The sequence below is a fragment of the Variovorax sp. PBS-H4 genome, assembly GCF_901827205.1.
Taxonomy (GTDB): domain Bacteria; phylum Pseudomonadota; class Gammaproteobacteria; order Burkholderiales; family Burkholderiaceae_C; genus Variovorax.
This window is the reverse complement of the sequence record NZ_LR594675.1, coordinates 343,322-365,207: the sequence shown is the minus strand read 5'-3', so window position 1 is coordinate 365,207 and position 21,886 is coordinate 343,322. Positions and strand designations below refer to the sequence as shown.

Genomic DNA, 21,886 nt, shown 5'->3' with positions numbered 1-21,886 from the left:
CTTTATTCAGTAGGAGACACCATGAAGATGACCAAGTCGTTCCTCGTGGCCTTCGCGGCCACCATCGCCGCGCTCGGCGCCAGCGCACAGACCGAACCGGGACTCACGGACAAGACGATCAAGATCGGCATGTTCGGCCCGCTGTCGGGCAACTCGATGGCCTATGGCTTCGACGTCATCAATGCGGCGAAGATGTACTACGACAAGGTCAACAAGGAAGGCGGCGTGAACGGTCGCAAGATCGAACTGGTGGTCGAAGACGACCGCTGCAACGCCAACGACCTGCTCGCCGCGGTCAAGAAGCTGACCGAGCAGGACAAGGTCTTCCTCCTCAACGGCGGCTCCTGCTCCGGCCCCGTCGTCGGCGCGCGCGAGTACGTCGAGCGCGTGCAGGTCCCGCTGGTGATGCTCAACGCGTCCGGCGATGGGGCTCTGTACCCGCCGTCGAAGTACATCTATGGCGCCTTCTCGATCTCCCAGCGCGCCGTCGGCGGATCGATGGTGCAGTTCGCGACCGAACACCTGAAGGCGAAGAAGATCGGCTACATCAACCACGACGACGCCTACGGCGGCTGGAACCTCGAGGCTGCGGAATTCCAGGCGAAGAAGCTCGGCGTGGATCTGCAGCTGCAGTCGATCAATCCGAACATCACGGACGTGACCGCGCCGATGCTCAAGATCCGCGCGGCGAATCCCGACGTGCTGATCATCACGACCTACGCCCGTCCGGTGAGCCTGCTGGTCAAGAAGGCGCAGGAGCTGGGCTGGACGAAGCCCATCGTGATCGCCGTCAACGGCACGGCGGATCTCAAGCAACTGGTGGAGAACGTCGGGAACAAGGACGCCTTCAAAAACGTCTATCTCCAGGAGGTCATGCTCGATGTCGCCGGCGGCTCCAAGCTGAAGTGGGTCTACGACATGTACAAGGAGTACTACCCCGACCTGGCCTCGAAGCCCGGATATCCGCAGACCTACATGCCCTACGGCATTCCGTCGGCCATGGCGGTGGTCAATGCGCTCAAGGCAGCCGGCCCGCAGCTGACCCGCGAAAAATTCCTGGACGCGATGTCGAAGACCAAGTTCGACTCGAAGGTGATGGCCGGCCCGATCGAGCTGACGCCGGAGGACCATGCCGCCCAGAAATCGGCCATCTACCTGAAGTTCGACGGCGAGAACAAGACGCCGGTGCCGGGCTCCTACCGCAGCGCCTGGGTCTACCAGGCCAAGTGATCCAGCTCCAGCCGGTGCGCACGCCCGCTCCTGATCATGACTTTCAGTGACGCTTGGCTATTTTTGCAGCAGGGCCTGTTGTCGGGCCTGGTGACGGGCAGCGTCTACGCCTTGCTGGCACTCGCAATCGTGGCGGTGTTCAAGACGACGGACGTGCCCAACTTCGCACAGGGCGAGATCTTCATGATCGGCGGCTACGTGGCGCTGAGCCTGCTCTTGCTCGCCGGGTTGCCCTATGGCGTGGTGATCCCGCTGACCCTGGCCATCGTCGCGCTCGGCGCAGCGATGTTCCAGCGCTTCGTGATGGAGCGCGTGACCGGTGCGCGCGGCGTCGGGGTCCAACTGGTCATCGCCACGCTGGGGCTGGCGTACCTGCTCAAGGGTCTGGTGCGGCAGACCGGCCTGGGCGACACGCCACGCTCGCTGCCCGCGCTCGTTTCGAGCGACGCGGTCCTGATCGGCGATGCCGCGCTCACCCGGCTCGACGTCGCCATCTTCGTTGTGGCGGTCGTCGTCATGGTGCTGATCTACCTCATGTTCACCTACACCCGCATCGGCAAGGCGATGCGCGCCGTCGGAATGAATCCTCGCGCGGCGCAGATCGTCGGCATCCGGCTGTCGCGCATCCGCATGCTGGTGTGGGCCATGTCCGGCCTGATCTCCGCGATCGCGGCGCTGCTGATCACGCCCAAGGTGCTGGTCACCCCGGACATCGCGCACATTGCCATCCTGGCCTACGCCGCGGCCATCGTCGGAGGCTTCACCAGCCTGCCGGGCGCCGTGCTGGGCGGGCTCGTGATCGGGATCGTCGAGAACCTGGTGGGCCTGTTCATTTCCACCAATGCGATCGTCGTCGCGCCGTTCCTGGCCATCCTTGTGACGCTTGTCGTGCGCCCGCAGGGCCTGCTCGGTGGCAAGGTTCAGGTGAAGAAGGTATGAAAAAGCCCTCGTTAAACCAGGCAGCGCTGCTCGTGCTGCTCGCCGTCCTCTGCGTGCTGCCCTTCGCGGTTACCGGTTACGTCCTGTATGTCGTGAACCTGCTGATGGTGTTCGTGGTGCTGGCGCTCGGCATGCACGTGGTGATCGGCGAGGCCGGCCAGTTCGCGTTGTCGCACACGGCCTTCTACGGCATCGGCATCTATACCGCGGGCCTGATCAACGCGACCTGGCATCCGCCCTTCGTGGTCTCGATCGCCGCAGGTGGCCTGCTCTCGGCCGTGCTGGGCTATCTGATCGGCTTCCTGGCGCTGCGCATGCGAGACATCTACCTTGCGCTGGCGACCTTCGCCTTCGGCGAAGCCATGCAGTGGGTGTTCCTCAACTGGCAGGGCGTCACCGGCGGGTCCAACGGCATGCGGCTGCAACCCGCGCAATTGTTCGGGCTCAAGCTGACCAACGACCTCCAGGCCTACCCCTTCGTGATCCTGCTGACGGCGCTCATGCTGTGGCTCACGGTGGCGCTCTCCCGCTCGCAGTTCGGCTCCGCGCTGCGGGCGGTGCGGGAGAGCGACGTAGCCGCCACCGCGATGGGCATCAACGCGCGGGCCATGAAACAGGCCGCCTTCGCGATCTCGGGGGCCTTTGCCGGCATCGCCGGCGGCATGTACACGCTCTTCGTCTCCTTCATTCATCCCGAAAGCCTGGGCTTTCAGACGACCATCCTGGTCCTGACCATGGTGGTCGTCGGCGGCATCGGCTCGGTGCGCGGTGCGGTGGCAGGGGCGATCGCCTTCGGGATCATCTCCGAGCTGCTGCGCCAAGCGCTGTCGCTGCAGGAGATCATCTACGGCGCCATCCTCATGGGGTTCATGATGTTCAAGCCGCGCGGCCTGTTCGCCGATCGCAAGAGCCGCGTTGCGCGCACGGTTGCACCGGAGGCGCCGCGCGCCGGCGTTGCGGGCCCGGGCGTGGCGAAGGGAGGCCCCGCATGAGCGCGCCCCCCTTCCTCGACGTGCAGGGCATCACCGTGCGCTTCGGAGGCCTGACGGCGGTGAGCGACCTCTCCTTCCAGGTGCAGAAGGGAACGATCCACGCCCTGATCGGCCCCAACGGCGCCGGCAAGTCCACCACCTTCAACTGCATTTCGCGCTACTACCAGCCAACCGCGGGACGGATCGCGCTGGACGGGCAGGACGTCAGCAACACGCGGGCGGACCGGATGGCGGGCCTCGGGATCGCGCGGACCTTCCAGAACCTGGAGCTGTTCGGCGAACTGAGCGTCTACGAGAACGTGCTGCTCGGCTGCTACCCCCACGCCGCCAACACGCTGGGGCGCCTGCTGCGGCGCCCCAGCGGCGAAACGCGCGACCTGGTGGACAGCCTGATCGAGCGGGTCGGCCTCACGCACGACCGCAACACGACCGCGCGCGAGCTGGACTTCGGACACCAGAAGCTGCTGGAGCTCGCGCGGGCGCTGGCACTCAAGCCGCGGCTGCTGCTGCTGGACGAGCCGGCCGCCGGCCTGCGCAACCGCGACATCGAGAGCCTGGACCGGCTGCTCACCGAGCTGTCATCCCGCGACGGCATCACCGTGCTGCTGGTCGAGCATGTGATGCAGCTCGTGATGTCGATCTCCGACCGGATCACCGTCATGTGCTTCGGCGAGAAGATCGCCGAAGGCACCGCGGCCGAGGTCAGCCAGGACGCGCGGGTGATCGAAGCCTACCTGGGCAAGGGCGCGGCGAATGACTGACACGATGCTCGAACTGCGCGGCGTCAGCGCCTCGTACGGCGCTATCCAGGCACTGCAGAACGTCTCGCTGAAGGTAGAGCGCGGCTCCATCGTCGCCTTGCTTGGCAGCAACGGAGCCGGCAAGAGCACGACGCTCAACGCGATCTCCCACCTCATCGAGCCCTCGGCGGGGGAGATCACCTTCGATGGCCAGCCGATCGGGCGCCTGCCTTCCGACGAGATCGTCCGGCGCGGGCTGGTGCAGGTCCCGGAGGGGCGCCAGGTCTTCAAGGACATGAGCGTGCGGGAGAACCTCGAACTCGGCGCCTTCCTGCGCAAGTCGGCACACCGGGATATGGCGGAAGACTTCGAGCGCGTCTACGCGATGTTCCCGCGCCTGAAGGAGCGGGCCGAGCAGCGCGCGTCGACGCTCTCGGGCGGCGAGCAGCAGATGCTGGCGATCGGCCGCGCGCTCATGGGCCGGCCGCGGATGATCCTGCTGGACGAGCCCTCGATGGGCCTCTCGCCGCTGCTGGTCGAGCAGATCTTCGAGATCGTCCAGCGCCTCAACCGGGAGCAGGGCCTGACCATCCTGGTCGTCGAGCAGGACGTGCGGCTTGCGCTGCGCGTGTCGAGCCACGCCTACATCCTCGAAAACGGGGAGATGAACCTGCAGGGGCCTTCGAAGCAGCTGCTGAACGACCCGGCAGTGCGCCGGGCCTACCTGGGCGTCTGAACGACGCCAATTGCTGGAGACGCATCGAATGAATCTGCTCGAGAACAAGCTCGTCCTCGTGACCGGCGGCGGCGGCGGCCTGGGCACGGCCATGGCCCACGGCTTCATCAAGGAAGGCGCCCGCGTGATCATCGCGGACGTTCGCCTGGAGGCCGCGGAGGCCGTCGCCGGCGCCATCCGCGCGCAGGGCGGGCAGGCCTGGGCCGAAGCCGTGGACGTCACCGACCGCGCCGCGACCCAGCGCCTGGCCGATGCGCTGACCGCGCGGCTCGGCCCCATCGACGTACTCGTGAACAACGCCGGCATCTCCGGCAAGGCGCGCATCGATGACCCGAACGCGGCAGAGGTGTGGGACCGGCTGATCCAGGTCAACCTGCAGGGACTGTTCAATGTCACGCACGCCTTCGTGCCCGCGCTCAAGCAGTCGCGCGGCTGCATCGTCAACCTGTCGTCGATCGTCGCCTTCGTCAGTGGCATCTCGTCGGCCGGCTACATCGCCTCGAAGGGCGCGGTGCGCTCCTTCACGCAGGCGCTCGCGCGCGACCTCGCGCCCTTCGGCGTGCGCGCCAACGCCGTGGCGCCCGGCCTGATGCTCACCGAGATGGTCAAGCCGCAGCTGCAGGTTGCCGGAGGCACCGACTGGTACATGGACCGCGTGCCGATGAAGCGCGGCGGCCAGCCGGAGGAGCTCGTGGGCCCGGTGGTGTTCCTGGCCTCCGGGATGGCCAGCTACGTGAACGGCGTGGTGCTGCCCGTGGACGGAGGCTTTCTTTCGGCTTGAGGAGATATGAACATGAGCAAACCTGTTGCGCTGGTCACCGGCGGCGCGAGCGGCATGGGACTGGCCACCGTCGAACGCCTGGCGCGTGACGGCTTCGCGGTCGTCTTGGTGGACCGGGTCGGGGAACTGGCCCAGAAGGAGGCCGGGCGCCTGCAGGGGCTGGGCCTGGATGTGCAGGTGCGCGTCGTCGACCTCACCGACGAATCGGCCGTGCGGGCTGTGGTCCAGGAGCTGCCGCCGATCAATGCCCTGGTCAACAACGCGGGCGTGTTCGACGAGCGCAAGTTCATGGAAGTGAGCAGCGACGACTTCCGCCGTGCCTACGAGGTCAACCTGATCGCCGCAGCGACGCTCACCCAGGAGGTGGCGCGCCGCATGCCGGACGGCGGGCGGATCGTGAACATCGCATCGCGCGCCTACATCGGGGCGCGCAACCACCCGCACTACGTCGCCTCCAAGGCTGCGATCGTCGGCTACACGCGTGCGAGTGCGATGGAGCTCGCGCAGCGCGGCATCCTGGTGAACGCCATCGCACCGGGCCTGATCGACACGCCGCTGCTGCGGGCCCTCACGCCCGAACGGCTCGCCGCGCAGCTGTCGCTACAGCCGACGGGCAAAGCCGGCAGGCCGGAGGACATTGCGCGGGCCGTGGCCTTCCTGGTGTCGCCGGACATGGGCTTCATCACCGGCCAGGTGCTCTTCGTCGATGGCGGCAAATCGCTCGGGAGCTCAATCGCATGAACGCATGGGACAAGGAAGTCGACCTGCTGGTCATCGGCGCGGGCGCCGGCGGCATGACGGCCGCCATCACGGCCCAATTCGAAGGCTGCACGGTGCTCCTGGCCGAGAAGACCGATCGCATCGGCGGATCCACCGCGATTTCGGGAGGTGCCGTGTGGGCGCCGCTCAACGCACAGAGCGAGCAGGTCGGCCACCCCGACACCTTCGAGAAGGCCTGGACCTACATGCGCAACACCGTGGGTGATGCGGCGCCTGCATCCATGCAGCGCACCTTCCTGGCATCTAGCGCGGCCGCCGTCGATTTCCTCGAGAAGAACACCGAGGTCCATCTGGCGGCGCGCGCCTATTCGCCCGACTACTACCCCGACCGCGAGGGCGCGGCGATGGGAGGCCGTTCCCTGGACCCGCGCATGTTCGACGGACGGCTGCTCGGCACGCACTTCCGCGAGCTGCGCGACCCCTTGCCCGAATTCATGGTGCTCGGCGGAATGATGATCACCATGACCGACGCCAACCACCTCCTGGCCGTGACGCGCTCCTTCAGCTCCTGGAAGGAAGGCATGAAATTGGTCCTGCGCTTCGTCGGCGACCGTTTGCGCGGCTATCACCGCGGCACGCGCCTGGTGCTCGGCAATGCGCTGGCGGCGCGGCTCTTCAAGACAGTGCTCGACCGGCGTATCGAGTACTGGCTCGGCGCACCGCTGAAGAAGCTGGTCGTCGAATCGGGGCGCGTGGTGGGCGCCGAGATCGAGCACGAGGGCAAGCTGTCGCGCGTGCGCGCGAAGCGCGGCGTGGTGGTGGCCACCGGAGGCTTCCCGTGGAGCCCCGATCTGCGCGCCATGCTCTACCCGCAGCCGACCGGGCCGTGGTCCATGTCGCCGCAAGGCAATGCGGGCGAGGGCATCGAGATCGCCCGCGCCGCCGGCGCGGCGCTGGGCAAGGACCACTTCGCGCCGGCGTTCTGGGCCCCCGTCTCCATCCTCGAGCGGCCGGACGGCTCGCAGCTGCGCTTTCCTCATCTCGTGTGGGACCGCGCCAAGCCGGGCCTGATGGCCGTGAACGCCGCGGGCCGTCGATTTGTCAACGAGTCGACCTCGTACCATGAGTTCGTGCTGGGCATGTACCGTTCGCACCAGAGCGTGCCGACGCTGCCGGCCTGCCTGGTGTGCGACAGCGATTTCATGGAACGCTGGGGCCTCGGTCTGGCCTTGCCCGGCGGCCGGCCGCGCGAGCACCTCGTGCGCGCCGGCTACCTCTACCGCGCCGGCTCGCTCGACGAGCTTGCCGGCAAGCTGGCCGTCGATGCAGCGGGGCTGAAGGCGTCGGTGGAGCGCTTCAACCGTTTTGCCGAGATCGGCGAAGACCCCGAATTCGGCAAGGGCAGCACGGCCTACAACCGCTACCTCGGGGACCCGGCGCATCAGCCCAACGCCTGCCTGGGACCGCTTCGCAAGGCGCCTTTCTACGCCGTGAAGGTGTATGCAGGCGACATCGGCACGGCCTGCGGCATTCGCTGCAACGAGAACGCGCAGGCGCTGGACGCCGACGACCGCCCGATCCCCGGGCTCTACGCCGCCGGCAACGACATGCACTCGGTGATGGGCGGCCAGTACCCGGCGCCCGGCATCACCCTGGGCCCGGCCCTCACCTTCGGCTGGATCGCAGGCCGCCATGCCGCGCGGCATGCGGCACAACCCCAAGTTGCCATGGAGACCGCATGAAGATTCTTTTTTCTCCCTTTTCCCCCTACGTTCGCAAATGCCTGGTGACCGCGCACGAGCTCGGGCTGCACGACAGGCTGCAGCTCCTGCCCTCCAACGCCCACCCGGTTCAACGCGACCGCGAGATCATCGCGAGCAATCCGCTGGGCAAGGTTCCCACCTTCTTCGCCGACGACGGCCGCGTCCTCTATGACAGCCGGGTGATCTGCGAATACCTGAACGATCTGGCCGACGGCAAGCTGTTTCCGGCCCCAGGCGCCCAGCGTTGGGACGCGCTCACGCTCCAGTCCCTCGGCGACGGCATCCTCGATGCGGCGCTGCTTGCCCGGTACGAGGACGTCGCTCGGCCGGAGCCGATGCGCTGGCCCGAGTGGCGGGCGGCGCAGCTCGACAAGGCGGAGACCTCGCTCGCGCACCTGAATGCACGGCCGGCCCTGCTCGAAGCAAGGGTGGACATCGGCACCATTGCCGTTGGCTGCGCGCTCTGGTACCTGGACCTGCGCTTCGCCGATTTCGCCTGGCGCGATCGGCACCCGCTGCTTGGGCAGTGGTACGCCGGCTTCGGCGCGCGGCCCAGCATGCGTGCCGAGTGGTCGCTCTGAGCAGCACCTGAATCGTCGGCCTCGACGAACACCGGCCCAGCGGCTCCAGCGAGCTGCAGGTCGGAAGGACTGCCCACGCGCGCTCAGGGAAAACCCGGCAAAAGCAGTCGCAGAAGAGTCTTGTCCAGAAATTTAACATGTTAAATAATCTGGAGGTCATGGCCACATCCTTCGTCCACCGCAACCTCCCTCGCCTGCTCCTGCAGGCGCGCGAAGCCGTCATGGCGCACACCCGGCCGAGCCTGCGGGAACACGGCCTGAGCGACCAGCAATGGCGCGTGCTGCGGGTGCTGGGCGAGCACGGCATGATCGAGACCGGCCGTGTCGCGCGCGAAGCTTTCATCCTCGGCCCAAGCCTGACCGGCGTGCTCGCACGCATGGAGCGCGATGGCCTGATCCGCCGCGCGCGCGACCCGGCCGACCAGCGCCGCACCGTCGTCGAGGCCACGGCCAAGGGCACGCGCATGGTCCAGCAGCTCTCGCGCAGCATCGAGGATCACTACGCGTGGATGGAGAAATCGCTGGGCAAACAGAAGCTGTCGCAGCTCTATGTGCTGCTCGACGAAGTGATCGAACTGGAGCAACCATGAGCTTCCTGCCCACTGGCACCGTCTATGGAGTGCTGCTCAACTTTCGCGCCGAGGTCGAGGCACTCGCGCCGCAGATGACGCAGCCGCCCTACAAGGCCCCGCCCAGGGCGCCGGTGCTCTACGTGAAGACGGCCAACACCTGGAGCCCGAACGCCAGCGCGATTTCCGTGCCCGCCCGCATCCCCGAAGTCGAAGTCGGCGCCACCATCGCGATGGTGATCGGCGCCGACGGCGACGTCGAAGGCTTCGTGCCGATGAACGACCTGTCGATCCCGCACGCGAGCTTCTTTCGTCCGCCGGTCAAGTTCAAGTGTCTCGACGGCTTCCTCGGCATCGGGCCGGCGATGCGCGATGCGCAGGAGGTGGCGGACCCGGCCGAGTTCAGGCTCGAAGTGCGCATCAACGGCGAGCTGCGCCAGTCGGTCGACTTCTCGCAACTGGTGCGCAAGGCGGCGCAGCTGCTGGCCGACGTGAGCGAATTCATGACGCTTGCGCACGGCGATGTGCTGATGCTGGGCTGCGACGCCGGCCGCCCGCTCGCGCGCCCCGGCGACCGCATCGAGATCAGCGCGCCGGGCTTCGAGACGCTGGTCAATACGCTGGTGGGAGACGTTGCATGAGGCGCGCCCGCATCGCCTACGAAGGCGTCGAACAGTCCGCCATCGAGCGCGACGCCCGGCTGTTGCTGGATGACGGCCGCAGCATCGCCTTGGACGATGCGCTATGGCTGCCGCCGCTGGCCCCCACGCCGCGCCCGCGCACCATCCTCGCGCTCGGGCTCAACTATGCCGACCATGCCAAGGAGCTGGAGTTCAAGGCGCCCGAGGAACCGCTGGTCTTCGTCAAGGGCCAGAGCACGCTCATCGGCCATCGGCAGAAGACGCGGCGCCCGGCCGATGTGTCCTTCATGCACTACGAATGCGAGCTCGCGGTCGTGGTCGGAAGGACGGCACGCAAGGTGCGGCGCGACGACGCCTACGACTTCATCGCCGGCTACACGGTGGCCAACGACTACGCGATCCGCGACTACCTGGAGAACTGGTACCGCCCCAACCTGCGCGTGAAGAACCGCGACACCTGTACGCCCATCGGCCCCTGGCTGGTGGACGCGCAGGACGTGCCGGACCCGATGTCCCTCGCGCTGCAGACCACCGTCAACGGGAAGGTCACGCAGTCCGGGAACACGCGGGACATGATCTTCGACGTGCCTTTCCTGATCGAGTATTTCTCGAGCTTCATGACACTCGCGCCTGGCGACCTGATCCTCACCGGCACGCCCGACGGCGTGGTCGATTGCAGGCCGGGCGACGTGGTCGTGACCGAGATCGAGCACATCGGCGCGCTGGTCAACACGATCACCTCGGCCTGAACGGATCACCCGGCCCTGTACCACCCCAAGAAGGAGACAAGATGATCAAGATGCCCAGGCTCGCGGCAGCCCTGCTGGCGCTGAGCGCCACGATGCTCGCGCCCGATGCTTCCGCCCAGTCCTATCCGGCCCGGCAGGTGCGCTGGGTCGTCGGCTATCCGGCCGGCGGCGGCACCGACTTCCTCGCGCGCACCGCCGGCGCCCAGCTCTCGCAGCAGCTCGGCCAGCCGGTCGTCATCGACAACCGCCCGGGCGCCGCCGCCATGATCGCGTCGGAGCATGTCGCGCACGCGGCGCCTGATGGCTATACGGTGCTCTCGGCCGACAACGGCGTCCTCGTCTACAACCCCGTGCTGTACAAGAAGGTGCCGTACGACGCCGAAAAGGATTTCGCGCTGCTCGGCATGATGGGCCGCTCCGCGCTGGTCATCACGGCGGGGCCCAACGCCGGCTTCGCGGATGCCAAGGCACTGCTTGCCGAGCTCAAGCGCTCGCCGGGCAAGTACAGCATCGGCACGCCCGGCAACGGCAGCCCGCACCACCTGGCGCTGGAGCTGTTCCAGCGCGAGGCGGGCGTGTCGCTGCTGCATGTTCCGTACAAGGGCGGCGCACCGGCGATGCAGGACCTGCTGGCTGGACAGGTGCCGCTGATCGTGCTGGACCTGCCGAGCGGCGTCGGTGCCGTCAAGGCAGGCAAGATCACACCGCTGATCGCGCTTTCCGCCGAACGCATGCCGCAGCTGCCCAACGTGCCGACCGCCAAGGAGCTCGGCTTTGCCAATGTCGAGGCGTACGCCTGGCAGGGGCTGGTGGCGCCGGCCGCCACGCCGAAGGAAATCCAGGCGCGGCTCGGCGCCGAACTCGCCAAGACCATGAACGACCCTGGCGTGCGCCAGAAGCTCTTCGATGCAGGCTGGGAGGCACGGCCCGCCGATGCTGCCGAAATGGCGCGCTATGCCGATTCGGAGCGCAAGAAGTGGCATGCGCTGATCAAGGCGCGCGACATCAAACTGGATTGAGCTTCATGAAAATCGATCACCTCATCGACGGCAAGCCGGTCGCCGGCAACGACTATTTCGAGACCGTGAACCCGGCCACGCAGGAGGTGCTGGCCGAAGTTGCTTCGGGCGGCGAAGCGGAGGTCAACGCGGCCGTCGCCGCCGCGAAGGCCGCGTTCCCGAAGTGGGCCGGCCTGCCCGCGCCGCAACGCGCGAAGCTGATCCGCAAGCTCGGCGACCTGATCGCGGCCCACGTGCCCGAGCTGGCGCGCACCGAGACCGACGACTGCGGCCAGGTGATCGCCCAGACCGGCAAGCAGCTGGTGCCGCGCGCGGCCGACAACTTCTACTACTTCGCCGAGATGTGCACGCGCGTCGACGGCCACACCTACCCGACCGAGACGCATCTCAACTACACGCTGTTCCATCCCGTGGGCGTATGCGCGTTGATCTCGCCGTGGAACGTGCCCTTCATGACCGCCACCTGGAAGGTCGCACCCTGCCTGGCCTTCGGCAACACCGCCGTGCTGAAGATGAGCGAGCTGTCGCCGCTCACCGCCGCGCGCCTGGGCGAGCTGGCGCTGGAGGCCGGCATTCCGCCCGGCGTGCTGAACCTGGTGCATGGCTACGGCAAGGAGGCCGGCGAACCGCTGGTGGCGCATCCGGACGTGCGCGCGATCTCCTTCACCGGCTCCACCGCGACGGGCAACCGCATCGTCAGGAGCGCCGGCCTGAAGAAGTTCAGCATGGAGCTGGGCGGCAAGAGCCCCTTCGTGATCTTCGACGACGCGGACCTCGACCGCGCACTCGACGCGGCCGTGTTCATGATCTTCAGCAACAACGGCGAGCGCTGCACCGCAGGCTCTCGCATCCTGGTGCAACAGTCGATCCATGCCGACTTCGCGGCAAAGTTCGCGCAGCGCGCAAGGCGCATCGTGGTTGGCGACCCGCTGGACGAGAAGACGATCGTCGGCCCCATGATTTCGCAGGCCCACCTGGCCAAGGTGCGCAGCTACATCGAACTCGGCCCGAAGGAAGGCGCGACGCTGCTGTGCGGTGGACTGGAGGCGCCGAGCCACCTGCCCGAGCGCGTGAGGAAGGGCAACTACGTGATGCCCACCGTCTTCGCCGACGTGGACAACCGCATGAGGATCGCGCAGGACGAGATCTTCGGACCCGTGGCCTGCCTGATCCCGTTCAAGGGCGAGGCCGACGCGATCCGCCTGGCCAACGACATCCCCTATGGGTTGAGCAGCTACGTCTGGACCGAGAACATCGGCCGCGCGCACCGCGTGGCCGCAGCGATCGAGGCGGGCATGTGCTTCGTCAACAGCCAGAACGTCAGGGACTTGCGCCAGCCCTTCGGCGGCACCAAGTCCTCGGGCACGGGCCGCGAAGGCGGCACCTGGAGCTACGAGGTCTTCTGCGAGCCGAAGAACGTCGCGGTGTCGCTGGGTTCTCATCACATCCCGCATTGGGGAGTCTAGACATGGGCACGCTCGCACTCGCTGCCAAGATCACGCACGTCCCCTCGATGTACCTGTCGGAATTTCCCGGCCCGAACTTCGGCTGCCGCGAGGCCGCCATCAACGGCCACAAGGAAATCGACCGGCGCTGCCGCGAACTGGGCGTGGACACCATCGTGGTGTTCGACGTGCACTGGCAGGTCAACAGCGAATACCACATCAACTGCGGCCCGGCGTTCGAGGGGATCTACACCAGCAACGAGCTGCCCCACTTCATCAAGAACATGCCGTATGCGTACCCGGGCAACCCGGGCCTGGGCCACCTGATCGCCGACGTGGCGAACGAGATGGGGGTGAAGAGCCGCGCGCACAGCGACACCACGCTGGGGCTCGAGTACGGCACGCTGGTGCCGATGCGCTACATGAACGCCGACCACCACTACAAGGTGATCAGCATCAGCGGCTGGTGCGACTGGCACGACCTGCGCGAATCCGGGCGTTTCGGCCTCGCCGTGCGCCGTGCCATCGAGGAGCGCTACGAGGGCACGGTGGCGGTGTTCGCCAGCGGGTCGCTGTCGCACCACTTCGCTGACAACGGCCGCGCGCCCGAGTTCATGCACAAGGTCTACGATCCCTTCCTCGAACAGGTCGATCATCGCGTGGTCGAGCTGTGGAAGGCCGGCGAATGGAAGACCTTCGTCGGGATGCTGGCGATGTATGCCGAGAAATGCTGGGGCGAAGGCGACATGCACGACACGGCGATGCTGCTGGGCCTGCTGGGCTGGGACCGCTACACCGCGCCGGTGGAAATCGTCACGCCGTATTTCGGCAGCTCGGGCACGGGGCAGATCAATGCGATCTTTCCGGTGACGCCGCTGCCGGGACAAGACACCGCCTGAAGAGCTTTGCACATGCCCCATCTCGTGATCCTCTACACGCCCGACATCGAAGCCGATGCCGACATGCCGGCGCTGTGTCGCGCCCTTGCCGACACCATGCTCGAACAGCACGACGACCAGGCGCGTCCGGTCTTTCCGGTCGGCGGCACGCGCGTGCTGGCCTATCCGGCCGCGCACTTCGCGGTCGCCGACGGCTCGGGCGCGCATGGTTTCGTCTACCTCAACCTGCGCATGGCGGCCGGGCGCTCCGAAGCGGTGAAAAAGCGCGTCGGCGACGCCTTGCTCGCGCGGCTGAAGCAACATGCCGAGCCCTTGCTCGCGAAGCGGCACGTGGGCATCACGTTGCAGATCGACGAGGCGCCCGGCCAGGTGTACGACGGCAAGTGCGGCAACCTGCATCCTCTCTTCCCATCCTGACATGCTCGACAAGAAGCTGATCCAGCAACTCGCGGCGGAGCTGCACGAAAGCGAGAAGTCGCGCGTGCAGGTGCGGCATTTCTCGATGCGCCATCCCGAGATGACGATCGAGGACGGCTACGCGATCTCGCGCGAATGGGTAAAGGCCAAGCTGGCCGAGGGCCGCGTGGTCCGGGGCCACAAGATCGGCCTGACCTCGCGTGCCATGCAGCAAGCCAGCCAGATCACCGAGCCGGACTACGGCACGCTGCTGGACGACATGTTCTTCGAGCAGGGCGCGGACATCCCGTTCACCCGCTTCATCGCGCCGCGCATCGAGGTCGAGCTCGCCTTCGTGCTGGGCAAGCGGCTGCAGGGGCCGAACGTGAGCATCTTCGACGTGCTCGCCGCCACCGACTACGTGGTGCCGGCGATCGAGATCATCGATGCGCGCATCGAGCAGCTCGACCGCGAGACCGGCGCCATGCGCAAGGTGTTCGACACCATCGCCGACAACGCGGCCAACGCGGGCATCGTGACCGGCGGCCGGCCCGTGAAGCCCGATGCGGTGGACCTGCGCTGGGTCGGCGCCCTGCTCTACAAGAACGGCGTGATCGAGGAGTCGGGCCTGGCTGCGGCCGTGCTCAACCACCCGGCAACCGGCGTCGCGTGGCTGGCCAACAAGCTTGCGCCGTGGGGCGAGTGCCTGGAGGCCGGCGAGGTGGTGCTGGGCGGCTCCTTCACCCGGCCGACCACCGCCAAGCCCGGCGACACCTTCCACGCCGATTACGGCCCCTTGGGCTCCATCGCCTTCCGCCTTGTTTGAACAAGAACACATGCAAACCCCCACCAATCCCTTCAAGCAGGCCCTGGCCGACAAGCGCACGCAGATCGGCCTCTGGCTCGGCCTGGCCGACGCCTACAGCGCCGAGATCTGCGCCGGCGCCGGCTTCGACTGGCTGCTGATCGACGGCGAGCATTCGCCCAACGGCCTTCACAGCGTGCTGCAGCAGGCGCAGGCGATCGCGGCGTACCCGGGCGTGAACGCCATCGCGCGCGTGCCGGTCGGCCACGGCGACGCGGGCGCGGCGCTGATCAAGCAGTACCTCGACCTCGGCGTGCAGACCCTGCTGGTGCCGATGGTCGACACGCCCGAGCAGGCGAGCGCCATCGTGCGCGCCATGCGCTACCCGCCACAGGGCATTCGCGGCATGGGCGGCGCGCGCGCCTCGCGCTGGGGCCGCTACCCGGCCTATGCCAGGGAGGCCAACTCGCAGGTCTGCCTGCTGGTGCAGGCCGAGTCGCGTGAAGCGCTGGCAAACCTGGAGGCGATTGCCGCCGTCGAAGGTGTCGATGGCGTGTTCATCGGGCCGGCCGACCTGTCGGCTTCGCTAGGCCATGTCGGTGATTCGAACCATGCCGAAGTGCAGGCAGCCATCGACGACGCGATCGCACGCATCCAGCGCGCCGGCAAGGCCGCCGGCATCCTGACGCCCGATGAGAAGCTGGCGCAGAAGTACCTGGACCTGGGAGCCCTCTTCGTCGCGGTCGGCCTGGACACCAGCCTCCTGGTGCGCAGCACGGCTGCGCTGGTCGCACGCTTCAAGGGTGGCGCAAAGCCAACCGCTTCTGGCGGCACGTACTGACAACACCATGAGCGATCCAAAGCGCTTCCGCTCCGCGATCATCCGCGAGGGCACCATCCGCGCCACGACGCGCAGCTTTCTGCATGCGCTCGGCCAGGACGACGAGGACATCGCGCGCCCGCACGTCGGCGTGTTCCACACCGGCGGCGAGATGAGCCCGTGCAACCTCAACCTGCGCGAGCAGGCGCAGCATGCCAAGACCGGCATCTACGCGGGCGGCGGCACACCGCACGAATGCCCGGTGGTGTCGGTGAGCGATGGCCTGACGATGGCGCATTCGGGCATGCGCTTCTCGCTGATCTCGCGCGAGCTCATCGCCGACAGCGTCGAAGCATCCACCCGCGGTCACCAGTGGGACGGCATCTTTGCCATCGGCGCCTGCGACAAGAACCTCCCGGGCCTGATGATGGGCATGGTCCGCTGCAACGTGCCCAGCGTGTTCGTGCACGGCGGCTCGGCCCTGCCTGGCCAGATGCCGGGGCCGGACGGCCGCGACCTCAATGTGGTCGACACCTACGAGACCATCGGCAAGGTGCTGGCCGGCGAGGCGACGCACGAAGAGCTCGACGCCATGAGCCGGGCCTGCCTGCCCACCGCCGGCGCCTGCGCAGGCCAGTTCACCGCCAACACCATGGGCATGGTGTCCGAGGCGCTGGGGTTGGCGCCGATCGGCTCCAGCATGGTGCCGGCCGTGTTCAGCGAGCGCGCGCCCCTGATGCGCCGCGCGGCACGGCAGCTGATGAAGGCGGTGCTGGGAGACGGGCCCCTGCCTCGCGAGATCGTGACGCGCAAGGCGCTGGAGAACGCCTGCGCCGTGGTCTCGGCCACTGGCGGCTCGACCAATGCGGCGCTGCACCTGCCGGCCATTGCGCACGAGGCCGGCATCAGGTTCCACCTCGACGATGTCGCCGAGGTCTTCGCGCGGACGCCGCTCATCGCCGACCTGCGCCCGGGCGGACAGTACCTGGCGCGCGACGTGTTCTACATCGGCGGCGCCGGCGTGATCCTGCGGACACTGCTCGAACAAGGCCACCTGCATGGCGACGCGCTCACCTTCACCGGCCGAACGTTGGCCGATGAAGTCGCCGATGCGCCCGCGCCCGACGGCCGCGTGGTGCGCAAGGCCGGCGACCCGATCACGCGCGACGGCGGCCTTGCCGTGCTCAAGGGCAACCTGTGCCCGGACGGCGCCCTGCTCAAGACGGCGGGCCTGAAGACACTGGTGCACCGCGGCCCGGCGCGCGTGTTCGAGTCGGAGGAAGAAGCGCAGGCCGCCGTGCAGAACCGCCGCTACCAGGCCGGCGACGTGCTCGTGATCCGCAACGAAGGGCCCAAGGGCAGCCCCGGCATGCGGGAGATGCTGGGCATCACGGCCCTGCTCTACGGCCAGGGCATGGGCGACAAGGTCGCGCTCCTGACCGACGGGCGCTTTTCCGGGGCGACACGCGGCCTTTGCATCGGCTATGCAGGGCCAGAGGCGGCCGAGGGCGGCCCGATCGCCGCATTGCGCGACGGCGACATCGTCTCCATCGATGCGCGTCCCGAGGCGCGCAGCATCACGGTCGAACTGAGCGACGGGGAAATCGCCGCGCGGCTGGCCGGACGTCAGGTAAACGCGGGGGTCCGGCACACCGGCTTGCTGGAAAAATACGCGCTCACCGTGCGCCCCAGCCACCAGGGTGCCGTGACCCATTCGGGCGCCGTCACCTGGCTGCGCGACGAATCCTGAAACGCCCTCATACGGAGACATCCTCATCATGACCATCACCCGCCGCCACCTGCTGCAGACCACCGGCGCCTCCGCCCTGCTCGCCAGCCTCGGGCAGCAGGCCTTCGCGCAGGCTCAGCCCTTCGAGACCGCGCGCCTGATCACGGGCTTCGCGGCCGGCGGCACCTCCGACACGCTGTGTCGCCGCGTTGCGACCCGCCTCCAGCCCGACTACGGCAAGGCCGTCGTGGTGGAAAACCGCACCGGCGCGGGCGGCCAGATCGCCGTCACCTACGTCAAGAGCCAGCCTGCCGACGGCGCGACGATCCTGCAGACGCCGACCTCCATCCTCACGATCTATCCGCACATCTACAAGAAGCTGCCTTACGACCCGCTGGTGGACCTCACGCCGCTGACGGTCGCCTGCCAGTTCGACTTCGGCTTCGCCGTCGGCCCGGCGGTGCCCGCCTCGGTCAAATCGGTGCCCGAGTACCTCGCCTGGGCCAAGACCCATCCCGAAGGTGCCAACTACGGATCGCCTGCGGCCGGCTCGACGCCGCACTTCATCGGCGCGCTGCTCGGCAAGAACGCGGGCGTGGACCTCAAGCACGCGGCCTACCGCGGCACGCAGCCGGCCATGCTGGACCTGCTGGGAGGCAACGTGGCGGCCGTGTCGGGCCCGATCGGCGACATCACCCAGCACCTGAGCTCCGGCAAGGTGCGCATCCTCGGCGTCTCCGGTGCGAAGCGCAGCCGCTTCGCGCCCGATGTGCCGACCTTCGAGGAGCAGGGGGTCAAGAACGTCACGCACAGCGAATGGTTCGCCTTCCTGCTGCCGGCCAAGGCCTCGCCCGACGTGGTGGCGCGCGCCAATGCGGCGATGAAGACGGCGCTGGCGCAGAAGGACGTGATCGACGGCCTGTCCACCTTCGGGCTGGAGGCGATGTCCTCCTCGCCCGGAGAGCTGACCGACCTGATCAAGCAAGACACCGCGAAGTGGGCCCCGATCGTGAAGCAGATCGGCTTCACTGCCGAGGGCTAGACATGAAAAGGAACTGCCGATGAACACCCCCCTCGCTGAGCCGGCCGTCGGCAAGGTCCGCGCGGCCCTCCATCCCGACGAGCAGGAGGCGCGCCTGCAGCTCGCCGCCTGCTACCGCGTGTTCGCGATGCTGGGCTGGATCGAGATGATCTACAACCACATCACCGTGCGGCTGCCTGACAGCGTGACGGGTGGCGAGAAGCAGTTCCTGATCAACCCGTTCGGCTTGCACTACAGCGAGGTCACGGCCGGCAACCTGGTCAAGATCGACCTGCAGGGCAAGGTGCTCGACGGCTCGCGCCATCCGGTCAACCCGGCCGGCTTCACCGTGCATGCCGCCATCCACGACGGCCTGCCCGACGCGCACTGCGTGATGCATACGCACACCACGGCCGGCGTCGCCGTTGCCTGCCTTCAGGGCGGCCTGCAGCAGACCAACTTCTATACCGCGCAGCTGCACGACAGGGTGGCGTATCACGACTTCGAGGGCATCACCATCCACGCTGACGAAGGGCCGCGCCTGTTGAAGAGCATCGGCAACCGGCCGGCCGTGATACTGCGCAACCACGGCCTGCTGGCCTGGGGCCAGACCCTGCCGCAGACCTTTGCCATCCTCTGGACCCTGCAGCGCGCGTGCGAGATCCAGATGGCGACCCTGTCGATGGGCGCCCCCATTCCGGTATCGGAGGAGACCGCGCGCAGGTGCACCCGCGACGCGCTGCAGTTCAACCTGAAGCACGGTGGTGGGCAGGACGTTTTCGACGCGCTGGTGCGGCAGGTCGATCGCATCGACGATTCCTACAAGCACTGAACGGACCGCGATGAAAGTCTGCATCTACGGCGCCGGCGCGATTGGCGGCTGGATCGGCGTCGGTCTTGCGCAGGCAGGCTGCCGTCTCAATGTGGTGGCGCGCGGCGCAACGCTCGAAGCCCTGCAGCGTGACGGGTTGAGCGTGGTGCGCGGAGATCAGCGCACGCGCGTCGCGGTGCATGCGGTGGCCGACCCGCACGAGCTGGGTGTGCAGGATCTCGTGGTCATCGCGGTGAAGGCGCCGGCCCTGCCTGCGGTCGCCTCGCGGATCGCGCCGCTGCTCGGGCCCGACACGATCGTGCTGACCGCGATGAACGGCGTGCCGTGGTGGTTTCTCCAAGGCGGCTTCGGCGGCCCGCTCGCCGGCACGCAGCTGGAGGCGGTGGACCCGGGCGGGAAGATCGACGCGGCCATTCCCGCCCGCCATGTGATCGGGGGCGTGGTGCACGCCAGCTGCTCGCTCGATGGACCGGGCGTTGTGCGCCATCACTTCGGCAATGGCCTGATCATCGGAGAGCCCTCGGGCGTAGCGACCCCGCGTGCGCAACGGCTCCAAACGCTGCTGAACCACGCGGGCTTCGAGGCCCGCCTCTCGGCACAGATCCAGAAGGACGTCTGGTACAAGCTTTGGGGCAACATGACGGTCAATCCGATCAGCGCTCTGACCGGCGCCACCACCGACCTCATCCTCAACGACGAGCTGGTCCGCGGCTTCATCTCGACCGTCATGCTGGAGGCGCGTGACATCGGCGAGCGCATCGGCATCCCCATCGCCGAGAGCCCCGAAGACCGGCACGCGGTCACGCGCAAGCTGGGGGCGTTCAAGACGTCGATGCTGCAGGACGTCGAAGCCCATCGCCCGGTGGAACTGGATGCGCTGGTGTCGGTGGTGCGGGAGCTGGGGCAGCGTGCGGGTGTCGCCACGCCATTCACCGATGCGCTGCTGGGGCTGGCGCGGCTGCATGCGCGGCAGCGCGGGCTGTACTGAGCGCGAGGACTAAACGCAGGCCGAAGAACCCACTCAACCCATGCGGGCCAGCACGATCAGCACAATCGTGACCGTCACGGCACCGCCGATGCGCGTGGCGATCTGCGCAAACGGCATCAGGGTCATCCGATTGGCGGCGGTCAGGATCGCAACGTCTCCGGTGCCACCCTGTCCGCTGTGACAAGCGTTCACGATGGCCGCCTCGATGGGATACATGTTCATCCACCGGCCAACCAGGGCGCCGGTCGCCATCAGCGTCGCAACGGTGGCCACGATCGTGACGAGGTTGGGCAGCGTGAAAGCGGCCACAAGCTTGTCCCATGGCGTGAGCGACACGCCGATGGCGAACAGGAGCGGATAGGTCACCGCGGTCGAGAAAAACTTGTAGACCACGTAGGCGCCGCTTTGGAGTTGCGGCGACACGGCCTGCGTCAGCTTCACGATGACGGCGAGGAACAGCATGGCAACTGGCGCGGGCAGCCCGAACAGTCGAGAGCACATGATGCCCAGCAGGTACAGCGTGAGCGCAGTGATGCCGGCAGCGGCAATGTGCGTGACGTCCATGTGGCCGGTGATTTCTTCCTGCTTGGGATCCATGTCGTCGTGCTCGCCGCGCTGCAGCCGGCCCTCGCCAGTGAGATGCGGCCTCTTCTTGCCGACGAAGTTCAGGGTGCCGGCCAGGACGATGGCCGTCAAGCTGCCGAGCATGACCGGCGGCAGCACCGTGGCGAACAGCGCCCCCTGGTCCTGATGGAGGATTTCCGCATAGCCGATCGAAAGCGGGATCGCCCCTTCGCCTACGCCGCCCGCCATGATCGGCACCACGAGAAAAAAGAAGGTGTGATAAGCGCCCAAGCCCAGCGCAGTGCCCACCGCCGTGCCGACCGCGCCGGCTGCAATCGTCCCGGCGGCCAGCGGCACGAAGATCTTCAAGAAGCCTTTGATCAACACCTGGCGATCCATGCCAAGGATGCTGCCCACGATGATCGAGGCGATGAAGAGGTAGAGAAAGTTCGTCTGCTTGGTGAAGTCCGTCGTCACCTTGATCACGTCGGCCGGCAGCCAGTGGTAGTACACGAGTGCGGAGGGAATGAAGGTGGCAAAGATGGCGCCGGCGCCGATGTTGCGCAGTATCGGCAGACGCTTGCCGATTTCGGCGAAGGTGAAACCGAAGAACGCGAACATCACGATTGCCAGCGAAATTTCGCCCGGCAGCTTGCCGCTGGCGATGAAGCCCGCGATCAGCGCCCCCGCCAGGACATAGATCGGCAACGGCAGGATGCCGATGCGAATCTCCATCAGGCGCCACCAGCCGTGAGGCCAGAAGGTCTGTTTCCTGGGCGCGTCCTCGCCCTGATTGACTGCATGCGCGGGGGTGATGGGATTCATGCGTTGGTCTCCTGCACGGTGTTCTGTCGGCACGGCGCTTCGCCGCCGCAATGCAGATCGTAGAAACCCAACCTGTCGATTCGCCGTCGACAAACCCCGGGT

Annotated in this window: 23 protein-coding genes; 22 read left to right on the top strand and 1 reads right to left on the bottom strand. The window is 67.4% G+C overall.

The annotated features are described in order from the left end of the window. Nucleotides 1–21: 21 nt before the first annotated feature. The 22 genes from E5CHR_RS01700 to E5CHR_RS01595 all read left to right on the top strand — a co-directional run bounded on the left by E5CHR_RS01700 (nt 22) and on the right by E5CHR_RS01595 (nt 20,395). Nucleotides 22–1,230, top strand: a complete 1,209-nt coding sequence (locus tag E5CHR_RS01700) for an ABC transporter substrate-binding protein (RefSeq protein WP_232061919.1) — start codon at nt 22–24, stop codon at nt 1,228–1,230. Between the two features lie 36 nt (nt 1,231–1,266). Then, complete coding sequence (locus E5CHR_RS01695; protein ID WP_162578091.1) at nt 1,267–2,169, top strand: branched-chain amino acid ABC transporter permease; 903 nt, start codon at nt 1,267–1,269, stop codon at nt 2,167–2,169. Continuing rightward, nucleotides 2,166–3,161: a branched-chain amino acid ABC transporter permease gene (locus E5CHR_RS01690; protein WP_162578090.1), complete on the top strand. Its 996-nt coding sequence runs from the start codon at nt 2,166–2,168 to the stop codon at nt 3,159–3,161. The genes E5CHR_RS01695 and E5CHR_RS01690 overlap by 4 nt, the downstream gene beginning before the upstream one ends. Then, on the top strand, nt 3,158–3,922 hold the full coding sequence (locus tag E5CHR_RS01685; protein ID WP_162578089.1) for an ABC transporter ATP-binding protein: 765 nt from the start codon (nt 3,158–3,160) through the stop codon (nt 3,920–3,922). Before E5CHR_RS01690 ends, E5CHR_RS01685 begins: the two co-directional genes overlap by 4 nt. Next, nucleotides 3,915–4,637: an ABC transporter ATP-binding protein gene (locus E5CHR_RS01680; protein WP_162578088.1), complete on the top strand. Its 723-nt coding sequence runs from the start codon at nt 3,915–3,917 to the stop codon at nt 4,635–4,637. Before E5CHR_RS01685 ends, E5CHR_RS01680 begins: the two co-directional genes overlap by 8 nt. 28 nt (nt 4,638–4,665) lie before the next feature. Then, on the top strand, nt 4,666–5,418 hold the full coding sequence (locus E5CHR_RS01675) for an SDR family NAD(P)-dependent oxidoreductase (protein WP_162578087.1): 753 nt from the start codon (nt 4,666–4,668) through the stop codon (nt 5,416–5,418). Between the two features lie 12 nt (nt 5,419–5,430). Further along, complete coding sequence (locus E5CHR_RS01670; RefSeq protein ID WP_443083053.1) at nt 5,431–6,159, top strand: SDR family NAD(P)-dependent oxidoreductase; 729 nt, start codon at nt 5,431–5,433, stop codon at nt 6,157–6,159. Beyond that, nucleotides 6,156–7,880, top strand: a complete 1,725-nt coding sequence (locus E5CHR_RS01665) for an FAD-binding protein (protein WP_162578085.1) — start codon at nt 6,156–6,158, stop codon at nt 7,878–7,880. The genes E5CHR_RS01670 and E5CHR_RS01665 overlap by 4 nt, the downstream gene beginning before the upstream one ends. Beyond that, the gene (locus tag E5CHR_RS01660; RefSeq protein WP_162578084.1) at nt 7,877–8,482 is read left to right on the top strand and encodes a glutathione S-transferase; all 606 of its coding nucleotides are present in this window, start codon (nt 7,877–7,879) and stop codon (nt 8,480–8,482) included. The genes E5CHR_RS01665 and E5CHR_RS01660 overlap by 4 nt, the downstream gene beginning before the upstream one ends. A 158-nt stretch (nt 8,483–8,640) precedes the next feature. After that, nucleotides 8,641–9,072 carry a homoprotocatechuate degradation operon regulator HpaR gene (hpaR, locus tag E5CHR_RS01655; RefSeq protein ID WP_162578083.1) on the top strand — a complete coding sequence of 144 codons (432 nt, stop codon included), beginning with the start codon at nt 8,641–8,643 and terminating at the stop codon, nt 9,070–9,072. Further along, nucleotides 9,069–9,692 (top strand): fumarylacetoacetate hydrolase family protein, encoded by a 624-nt coding sequence (locus E5CHR_RS01650; RefSeq protein WP_162578082.1) that lies wholly within the window; start codon nt 9,069–9,071, stop codon nt 9,690–9,692. The genes hpaR and E5CHR_RS01650 overlap by 4 nt, the downstream gene beginning before the upstream one ends. After that, the gene (locus tag E5CHR_RS01645; protein ID WP_162578081.1) at nt 9,689–10,441 is read left to right on the top strand and encodes a fumarylacetoacetate hydrolase family protein; all 753 of its coding nucleotides are present in this window, start codon (nt 9,689–9,691) and stop codon (nt 10,439–10,441) included. Before E5CHR_RS01650 ends, E5CHR_RS01645 begins: the two co-directional genes overlap by 4 nt. A gap of 41 nt (nt 10,442–10,482) precedes the next feature. Then, entirely contained in the window at nt 10,483–11,460 is a 978-nt protein-coding gene (locus tag E5CHR_RS01640) for a Bug family tripartite tricarboxylate transporter substrate binding protein (protein WP_162578080.1), read from the top strand. Nucleotides 11,461–11,465: 5 nt separating this feature from the next. Then, complete coding sequence (hpaE, locus tag E5CHR_RS01635; protein ID WP_162578079.1) at nt 11,466–12,926, top strand: 5-carboxymethyl-2-hydroxymuconate semialdehyde dehydrogenase; 1,461 nt, start codon at nt 11,466–11,468, stop codon at nt 12,924–12,926. A 2-nt stretch (nt 12,927–12,928) separates the two neighbouring features. Next, nucleotides 12,929–13,804, top strand: coding sequence for a 3,4-dihydroxyphenylacetate 2,3-dioxygenase (gene hpaD / locus E5CHR_RS01630; RefSeq protein ID WP_162578078.1), 876 nt, complete (start codon nt 12,929–12,931; stop codon nt 13,802–13,804). Between the two features lie 12 nt (nt 13,805–13,816). Further along, a complete protein-coding gene (locus E5CHR_RS01625; protein WP_162578077.1) occupies nt 13,817–14,221 on the top strand; it encodes a 5-carboxymethyl-2-hydroxymuconate Delta-isomerase in 405 nt (134 codons plus the stop codon). A 1-nt stretch (nt 14,222) separates the two neighbouring features. Next, on the top strand, nt 14,223–15,026 hold the full coding sequence (hpaH, locus tag E5CHR_RS01620; protein ID WP_162578076.1) for a 2-oxo-hept-4-ene-1,7-dioate hydratase: 804 nt from the start codon (nt 14,223–14,225) through the stop codon (nt 15,024–15,026). Nucleotides 15,027–15,036: 10 nt separating this feature from the next. Beyond that, complete coding sequence (locus tag E5CHR_RS01615) at nt 15,037–15,846, top strand: aldolase/citrate lyase family protein (protein ID WP_162578075.1); 810 nt, start codon at nt 15,037–15,039, stop codon at nt 15,844–15,846. A 7-nt stretch (nt 15,847–15,853) separates the two neighbouring features. Further along, a complete protein-coding gene (gene ilvD / locus E5CHR_RS01610; protein WP_162578074.1) occupies nt 15,854–17,575 on the top strand; it encodes a dihydroxy-acid dehydratase in 1,722 nt (573 codons plus the stop codon). A gap of 28 nt (nt 17,576–17,603) precedes the next feature. After that, a complete protein-coding gene (locus E5CHR_RS01605; protein WP_162578073.1) occupies nt 17,604–18,596 on the top strand; it encodes a Bug family tripartite tricarboxylate transporter substrate binding protein in 993 nt (330 codons plus the stop codon). A gap of 19 nt (nt 18,597–18,615) precedes the next feature. Next, complete coding sequence (locus E5CHR_RS01600; protein ID WP_162578072.1) at nt 18,616–19,407, top strand: class II aldolase/adducin family protein; 792 nt, start codon at nt 18,616–18,618, stop codon at nt 19,405–19,407. 10 nt (nt 19,408–19,417) lie between these two features. Next, nucleotides 19,418–20,395: a 2-dehydropantoate 2-reductase gene (locus E5CHR_RS01595; protein WP_162578071.1), complete on the top strand. Its 978-nt coding sequence runs from the start codon at nt 19,418–19,420 to the stop codon at nt 20,393–20,395. A 33-nt stretch (nt 20,396–20,428) separates the two neighbouring features. On the opposite strand, the gene E5CHR_RS01590 is transcribed toward E5CHR_RS01595, so the two are convergent. Next, nucleotides 20,429–21,784, bottom strand: coding sequence for a 2-hydroxycarboxylate transporter family protein (locus E5CHR_RS01590; protein ID WP_162578070.1), 1,356 nt, complete (start codon nt 21,782–21,784; stop codon nt 20,429–20,431). Nucleotides 21,785–21,886: the final 102 nt, after the last annotated feature.